General features: G+C 70.2%; 8 protein-coding genes. 5 read left to right on the forward strand and 3 right to left on the reverse strand.

Annotated features, from left to right (window positions below):
• Window positions 1-122: 122 nt before the first annotated feature.
• Complete coding sequence (gene serS, locus DMB80_RS27430; protein ID WP_111512718.1) at window positions 123-1,379, reverse strand: serine--tRNA ligase; 1,257 nt, start codon at window positions 1,377-1,379, stop codon at window positions 123-125.
• Between the two features lie 94 nt (window positions 1,380-1,473).
• On the opposite strand from serS, the gene DMB80_RS27435 reads away from it, so the two are divergent.
• Genes DMB80_RS27435 through DMB80_RS27445 form a run of 3 tightly spaced genes read left to right on the forward strand, consistent with a single transcriptional unit; the run spans window position 1,474 to window position 3,493 of the window.
• Window positions 1,474-2,886 carry a septum formation family protein gene (locus tag DMB80_RS27435; RefSeq protein ID WP_111512712.1) on the forward strand — a complete coding sequence of 471 codons (1,413 nt, stop codon included), beginning with the start codon at window positions 1,474-1,476 and terminating at the stop codon, window positions 2,884-2,886.
• Window positions 2,886-3,236: a metallopeptidase family protein gene (locus DMB80_RS27440; RefSeq protein WP_162938733.1), complete on the forward strand. Its 351-nt coding sequence runs from the start codon at window positions 2,886-2,888 to the stop codon at window positions 3,234-3,236. The genes DMB80_RS27435 and DMB80_RS27440 overlap by 1 nt, the downstream gene beginning before the upstream one ends.
• A 56-nt stretch (window positions 3,237-3,292) precedes the next feature.
• Window positions 3,293-3,493: a hypothetical protein gene (locus tag DMB80_RS27445; RefSeq protein WP_111512713.1), complete on the forward strand. Its 201-nt coding sequence runs from the start codon at window positions 3,293-3,295 to the stop codon at window positions 3,491-3,493.
• On the opposite strand, the gene DMB80_RS27450 is transcribed toward DMB80_RS27445, so the two are convergent.
• Entirely contained in the window at window positions 3,473-4,177 is a 705-nt protein-coding gene (locus tag DMB80_RS27450; RefSeq protein ID WP_111512714.1) for a histidine phosphatase family protein, read from the reverse strand. The genes DMB80_RS27445 and DMB80_RS27450 overlap by 21 nt on opposite strands.
• Complete coding sequence (gene pheA, locus DMB80_RS27455) at window positions 4,174-5,091, reverse strand: prephenate dehydratase (protein ID WP_111512715.1); 918 nt, start codon at window positions 5,089-5,091, stop codon at window positions 4,174-4,176. The genes DMB80_RS27450 and pheA overlap by 4 nt, the downstream gene beginning before the upstream one ends.
• A gap of 106 nt (window positions 5,092-5,197) precedes the next feature.
• Between pheA and DMB80_RS27460 the strand changes: the two genes are divergently transcribed.
• Both DMB80_RS27460 and DMB80_RS27465 read left to right on the forward strand, forming a co-directional pair.
• Window positions 5,198-5,992 carry a DUF2470 domain-containing protein gene (locus DMB80_RS27460; protein WP_111512716.1) on the forward strand — a complete coding sequence of 265 codons (795 nt, stop codon included), beginning with the start codon at window positions 5,198-5,200 and terminating at the stop codon, window positions 5,990-5,992.
• A gap of 35 nt (window positions 5,993-6,027) precedes the next feature.
• Window positions 6,028-6,786 carry a CPBP family intramembrane glutamic endopeptidase gene (locus tag DMB80_RS27465; RefSeq protein ID WP_111512717.1) on the forward strand — a complete coding sequence of 253 codons (759 nt, stop codon included), beginning with the start codon at window positions 6,028-6,030 and terminating at the stop codon, window positions 6,784-6,786.
• The last annotated feature ends 40 nt before the right edge of the window (window positions 6,787-6,826 follow it).

The following is a 6,826-nucleotide window of genomic DNA, read 5'->3' on the forward strand; positions in this document are numbered from 1 at the left end:
CAGCGTGGGCGCCAGGCACCCGGCCCTCAACTCGGCAGCACCACCGACCACAGAAATCACGCCCCGCCCCGAGGCGTCGACCCACTACGGCCTCCACACCCCTTGACTCGACCTACAGCCAGCTAGCTCGGGGTAAGCACCTCGACCCCGAGGTAGGGCACCAGCGCCTGTGGCACCCGGACGCTGCCGTCGGGCTGCTGATGGTTCTCCAGGATGGCGACCAGCCATCGCGTGGTCGCCAGCGTTCCGTTCAGCGTCGCCGCGATCTGCGGCTTGCCGTTGTCGTCGCGGTAGCGCACCGCCAGCCGACGGGCCTGGAACGTGGTGCAGTTCGAGGTCGACGTCAGTTCCCGGTACGTCTGCTGCGTGGGCACCCACGCCTCGCAGTCGAATTTTCGGGCCGCAGATGAGCCCAGATCGCCTGCGGCGATGTCGACGACCCGGTAGGGCACCTCGATGTGCGCGAGCATCTGACGCTGCCAACCCAGCAGACGCTCGTGCTCGGCCTCGGCGTCCTCGGGCTTGCAGTAGACGAAGCCCTCGATCTTGTCGAACTGGTGCACCCGGATGATGCCGCGGGTGTCCTTGCCGTAGCTGCCCGCCTCGCGCCGGAAGCACGAGGACCAGCCGGCATAGCGGCGCGGACCGTTCGACAGGTCGAGGATCTCGTCGGAGTGGTAGCCGGCCAGCGGCACCTCGGACGTGCCGACGAGATACAGGTCGTCATCGGCGAGGTGATAGACCTCGTCGGCGTGGGCACCGAGGAAGCCGGTGCCTGCCATGATCTCCGGGCGCACCAGCACCGGCGGGATCATCAGCGTGAAGCCGTTCTCCGTGGCGGTGCGGACGGCGAGCTGGAACAGCGCCAGCTGCAAAAGCGCGCCATAGCCGGTGAGGAAGTAGAACCGCGACCCCGACACCTTGGCGCCGCGATCCATGTCGATCAGCCCGAGTGATTCGCCCAGGTCCAGGTGGTCCTTGGGGTTCTCCAACGCGGGCGGCTCACCCACCGTGTCGAGCACCGCGAAGGCGTCCTCGCCGCCTGCCGGTACACCGTCGATGACGACGTTCGCGATCGCCATGTGCGCTGCGGTGAAGGCCTTCTCGGCCTCGGCCTGTGCCGCCTCGGCGGCCCGCACGCGTTCGGCGAGCTCCTTGGCCGCGGCCAGCAGCGCCGGGCGCTCGTCGGGCGAGGCCTTGCCCACTGCCTTGCTGGCCGTCTTCTGATCGGCGCGCAAAGTGTCGGCCTCAGAAATCGCGGCACGACGGGCGACATCGGCTTCGGCCAGGGCGTCGACGAGGCCGGGATCTTCGCCGCGGGCCCGCTGGGATGCCCGCACCGCGTCGGGGTTTTCTCGCAGCACTTTCAGGTCGATCACATCGCGCAACCCTACGGGCCGCAGCGTCAGCCGCATAACGTTACAGCTGCATCACTTGTCACAGCACCTGACACGCCTGCCACAATGGTGGGCGATGTTCTCGTCGTCCAACCCGCCACAGCCACCCGACGCACCGCCCGCCGGCCCGGAGGGGCGCTCGACGCGCTGGTGGCACAGCCTGCAGGCCGAGTCCACGCGCCGCGCCCTGCTGTTGACCGCGCTCGGTGGCCTGTTGATCGCCGGTGTCATCACCGCGCTTCCGCAAGCCGATCCGGCCGGCGGGTTGACCGCCAACTCGATCTCGCTGGGTTCCCGCGGCAACGACACGTTCGACCACGCCAAGAGCGGCGACTGCCTGAATTGGCCGGAGCGGACGCCCGACGCCGCACAGGTCGTGGACTGCACGGCCGAGCACCGCTTCGAGGTGGCCGAGTCGGTGGACATGCGCACCTTCCCGGGCAGCGAGTACGGCCCCGACGCCGCACCGCCCTCGACCGCCCGCATCCAGCAGATCAGCCAGGAGCAGTGCACGGCGGCGGTCCGGCGCTATCTCGGCGCGAAGTTCGATCCGAACAGCAAGTTCACGATCAGCATGCTGTGGTCCGGGGACAAGGCCTGGAAGCAGTCCGGGGAGCGCCGCATGCTGTGCGGTCTGCAGCTGCCCGGCCCGAACAACCAGCAGCTGGCGTTCACCGGCAAGGTCGCCGACATCGACCAGTCCAAGGTGTGGGTCGCCGGCACCTGCCTGGGCATCGACCCGACCACCAACCAGCCGACCGACATTCCCGTCGACTGCGCCGCGCCGCACGCGATGGAGGTCACCGGCTCGGTGAACCTGGCCGAGCGGTTCCCGGGGGCGCTGCCGGCGGAGCCCGAGCAGGACGCGTTCATCAAGGACACCTGCACCAAGATGACCGACGCCTACCTGGCCCCGATCCAGCTGCGCAACACCACGCTGACGCTTATCTACAGCACGGTCTCGCTGCCCAGCTGGTCCGCCGGCAGCCGTCAGGTGTCGTGCAGCATCGGTGCGACCCTCGGCAACGGCGGTTGGTCGACACTGCTCAACAGCGCCAAGGGCCCGCTGATGATCAACGGGCAGCCGCCGGTTCCGCCGCCGGACATCCCCGAGGAGCGGCTGAACCTGCCGCCGATCGAGGTACCGCAGGTGCCGGACACGTCGTCCAGCAGCTCCAGTTCCGGTTCCAGTTCCGGTTCGAGCTCTAGCTCGGGCTCTCAGTCGACCCAGTCGGACGACAGCAGCCAGCAGACCCAGCACATGCCGCAGCTGGCGACGACGGCCGCACCGACGGCCAGCCAACAGGCGCCGGCCCCTGATCAGGCACCAGCGCAGGGCAATACGTTCCTGGGTGGCCCGCCACCCCCACCGGCAGCGCCGCCGGCTGATGTGGCGCTGCCGCCGGCCGAGCAGGCGCCCCCGGCCGCGCCGGCCCCGGTCGACCCGGTGCCGCCCCCGGCCGCGCCGTTCCCGCCACCTGCTCCGTGATGGCCGTGCGGATGAGTCCGCAGCGGTTCGACGAGTTGGTCGGCGACGCGCTCGACCTGCTGCCCGGCGAGCTCGCCGCGGCAATCGACAACGTGGTGATCCTGGTGGCCGACCGCAACCCCGACGAGCCCGAACTGCTGGGGCTCTACGAAGGCGTAGCGCTCACCGAGCGCGACTCCTGGTACGCCGGCGCACTGCCCGACACCATCACGATCTACCGCGACGCGCTGCTCGACATGTGCCACACCGACGCCGAGGTGGTCGACGAGGTGGCGATCACCGTGATCCACGAGATCGCGCACCACTTCGGCATCGACGACGAGCGGCTGCACGAACTCGGCTGGGGCTGAACGTCGCTCGAGCGCGGCAACCCGATCGTGTCGGCGATCGGTGCTATGAACGGAGCATGAGCCTTAGGTGCCGCGACTGCGCGGCAGGCCTCGAGCACTGCCACGGTGCGCTGATCCACCACGCCTACCGCCGGGAGGAATGCACCGAGGACGGTTGCCTCTCCCCGCCCGCCGCGCACGACATGCACCTGGACTGCAGCGCGATCGGCTGCGAGTGCGAACACGTGGGTGCGGTGTCAGCCCATCGGGTCGGCTGAGGCGTCGGCAGCGTCGCCGCCGGCCGTCACTGTGATGGCCGAACTGGCCTCCGGGTCGAACGGTGGCGTCAGCGCGCCCCACTGCAGACAGCTCCACCGTCCGTCGGTGACCGGCGCGAGCACCACCGATTCGGTGTTGGCCAGGTGGTTCTCGATCGCGAAGCGGCTGTCGATCCCGGCGAGCACGGCTGCCACGAGCCGGATGGCCGCGCCGTGGCTGACCACGACGATGTCCTCACGCCAGGCGTCGTCGTCGAGGTAGCGCATGCGCAGGTCGTCGAGCACGGGGACGTAGCGATCCAGGACCTGACGGCCGGTCTCGCCGCCGGGCAGCGCGAGGTCGAGTTCGCCCTGGTGCCAGCTCCGGTAGATCGCGGTGAACTCGTCGTGCGCGGCCTCGTCCGACCGATCCTCCAGGTCGCCGACCTGGACTTCGTGGATGCCGTCGAACTCCACGGGGCCCTGCGCGCACAGTGCGGTGTCTATCTCGTGAGCGGTCTGTATCGCGCGGGTGGCGATCGAGTGGGCGATGAGACCGGGCGGGCGGCTCAGCGTGCCTGCGAAACCTCGGGCCTGTTCGCGGCCGAGCTGGGTCAGCTCGGCGCCCGGTGGCCTCGTGTCGAGCCGCCGGGCCACGTTGCTGTGCGTCTGTCCGTGCCGGACCAGCACCAGGCGCCCGCTCATGGGGTGCCCTCTCGCAGCCGCGTCAGCCACGTCGTCGCCTCGTCGGTCACCGGAGGCGGTGCGCCCGCCGGGTGACCGGTGGGCCAGGAGCCCAGGTAGCGCACGTCGGCGCAGCGGCGGTGCAGTGCGCGCAGCGCCTCGGCGACCGGGGCGTCGTCGATGTGGCCGACGAAGTCGAGGAAGAACATGTAGCTGCCCAGTTCGGTTCTGGTGGGCCGCGACTCGATGCGGGTCAGGTCGATGTCGCGGATGGCCAGTTCGGTCATCGCCATCGCGAGGGAGCCCGGCACGTTCTCCAGGCGCAGCACCACCGACGTGCGGTCGGCCCCCGTGCGCGGGGGCGGTGCGGCCGGAGCTCCGACGAGGACGAAGCGCGTCCTGGCGTTCGGCTCGTCGACGACACCGGCGGCCACCGTGTCCAGGCCGTAGCGGTCGGTGGCGAGAGCCGTGGTGATCGCTGCGTCGGCCCGGCCCGCGGCCACTTCGGCGGCGGCCGCGGCGTTGGAGAGCGCGGGCAGCAGTGCCGCGTCGGGCAGGTTGGCGACGAGCCACTTCCTGACCTGGGCGGTGGCGACCGGGAAGGCCGCGACGGTGCGCACCGCGGCCGCCGTGATACCGGGTAGTACCGCGATCGTGAACGACACGTCGAGGGTCAGTTCGGCGTAGATCTGCACCGGCGGCCCGTCGGCGAGACTGTCCAGTGTCGGCAGCACGGACCCCTCGATGGAGTTCTCGATAGGCACGCACGCGAAGTCCGCTTCTCCGGAGCGGACGGCGGCCACCGCCGCGGGCGTGCTGTCGGTGGGAACCTGGGTGACGGGTCCTGGCACGGGGATCCGGTGGTCGGCCTCGAGAGCCCTCAGTGCCGCCTCGGTGAACGTCCCCTCAGGGCCGAGGTAAGCGATGCGGGACACGGGGTCAGCCTATCGGGTGAACGCAGCTGCGCTGGTGGGCGACGGAAAGCCTTGCGCCGCTCCGCGTGGATGGTTAAGTTAGCCTCACCTTACTAATGGAGGCGTGATGACAGGGCAGACACCGACGCAGACACCGGCCCAAACCCCGACGACGGCGGAGCGAATCCGGAGCACATGTGCGCGCGCCACCGGGGCGGTGGTCGCCATCGACGGACTCGACCCGACCCCCACCCCGCTGGTGCACCTGCTGTGCGACGGATCGGCCGCGCTCACTGTCCCCGCGTCGAGCCCCCTGACCGCGGTTGCCGCCACGACCGAGGCGGCCGGTGTGCAGGCCGTCCTCGAGCTGACCGATTATGCGCCGCTGCCGCTGCGCGAACCCGTCCGCTCGCTGGTGTGGATCAGGGGCACGCTGCGGACCGTGCCGGACCGCGAGGTCCCCGCGCTGCTCGATCTGATCGCCGCGTCCAATCCCCACCCGGCCCTTCTCGAGGTGAACAGCACCCGGGGCCAGGACGTGCTGATGCGGCTGGAGATCGAATCCGTGGTCGCCGCGGATTCGACCGGCGCGGAGTCGATCTCGGTCGCCGGCCTGCTGGGCGCACTGCCCGATCCGTTCTGCGCCATGGAATCCGCCTGGCTACAACATCTGGACGCCGAGCACCGCGATGTCGTCGATCGACTGGCGAGCCGCCTACCCGGAGCCCTGCGTAACGGCCGCGTGCGCCCCCTCGGCCTCGATCGCTACGGCGTCGCGCTGCGCGTGGAGTCCGCCGACGGTGACCACGACGTCCGGCTGCCGTTTCCGCATCCCGTCGACGATGTGACGGGACTCAGCCGCGCCATCCGGATCCTGATGGGTTGCCCGTTCCTCAACGGGTTGCGCGCCCGCCGCGTCTGAGGACTCGGCGCGATCGCCCCGCTACCGTAGCTGCGGTGAGCGAACCGCCGACCGATGCGCAGCGTCGCGCCCTGCGCATCGAGATCGCGGTGGTCCTCGCCGTCACCTTCGGACTCAGCGGCTACACGGCTCTGCTGCGCCTGATCGAAGCGGTCCTGCTCGGCCTGTCCGGGCAGACCGTGGCGCTCAATCCGCGCCGGTCGCCGTTCAGCCTGATCGACCTCGGCCTGAATCTCGCCGGACTCTTCCAGTTGCTGGCCTGGGGCGGCCTCGCGCTGTACCTGCTGTGGCGCGCCGGGGACAGTCCAGCCCGCATCGGCCTCGCCCGATTCCGTTGGCGCACAGACTTTCTCGGCGGCATAGGGCTCGCCCTGGTGATCGGGATACCCGGGCTGGCGCTGTACCAGCTGGCCCGCGTCCTCGGCGTGAACGCCTCGGTCGAACCCGCCGAGCTGAACGACACCTGGTGGCGCATCCCGGTGCTCCTGCTGCTCTCGTTCGGCAACGGGTGGGCCGAGGAGGTGGTCGTCGTCGGCTTCCTGCTGACGCGGCTGCGCCAGCTCCAGGTGAACCCCTGGGTCGCGCTGGCCCTGTCGAGCCTGCTGCGCGGGATCTACCACCTCTACCAGGGTTTCGGCGCGGGGCTGGGCAATGTGGCGATGGGCCTGGTGTTCGGATACGCGTGGCAACGCACCGGCCGGCTGTGGCCGCTGATCGTGGCGCACACGCTGATCGACGCCGTGGCGTTCGTCGGCTACTCGTTGTTGGCCGGTCGACTGACCTGGTTGCAGTAGGTTCTTGCTGTGACCGACGAGCGGCCGCCCGCCCCCAGGC

The organism is Mycobacterium kyogaense, from assembly GCF_003254575.1.
Lineage (GTDB): Bacteria > Actinomycetota > Actinomycetes > Mycobacteriales > Mycobacteriaceae > Mycobacterium > Mycobacterium kyogaense.

Coding starts and splice junctions, on each gene's coding strand:
- DMB80_RS27435 (WP_111512712.1), top strand. CDS start 1,474: ATGTTCTCGTCGTCCAACCCGCCACAGCCACCCGACGCACCGCCCGCC.
- DMB80_RS27440 (WP_162938733.1), top strand. CDS start 2,886: ATGGCCGTGCGGATGAGTCCGCAGCGGTTCGACGAGTTGGTCGGCGAC.
- DMB80_RS27445 (WP_111512713.1), top strand. CDS start 3,293: ATGAGCCTTAGGTGCCGCGACTGCGCGGCAGGCCTCGAGCACTGCCAC.
- DMB80_RS27450 (WP_111512714.1), bottom strand. CDS start 4,177: ATGAGCGGGCGCCTGGTGCTGGTCCGGCACGGACAGACGCACAGCAAC.
- DMB80_RS27460 (WP_111512716.1), top strand. CDS start 5,198: ATGACAGGGCAGACACCGACGCAGACACCGGCCCAAACCCCGACGACG.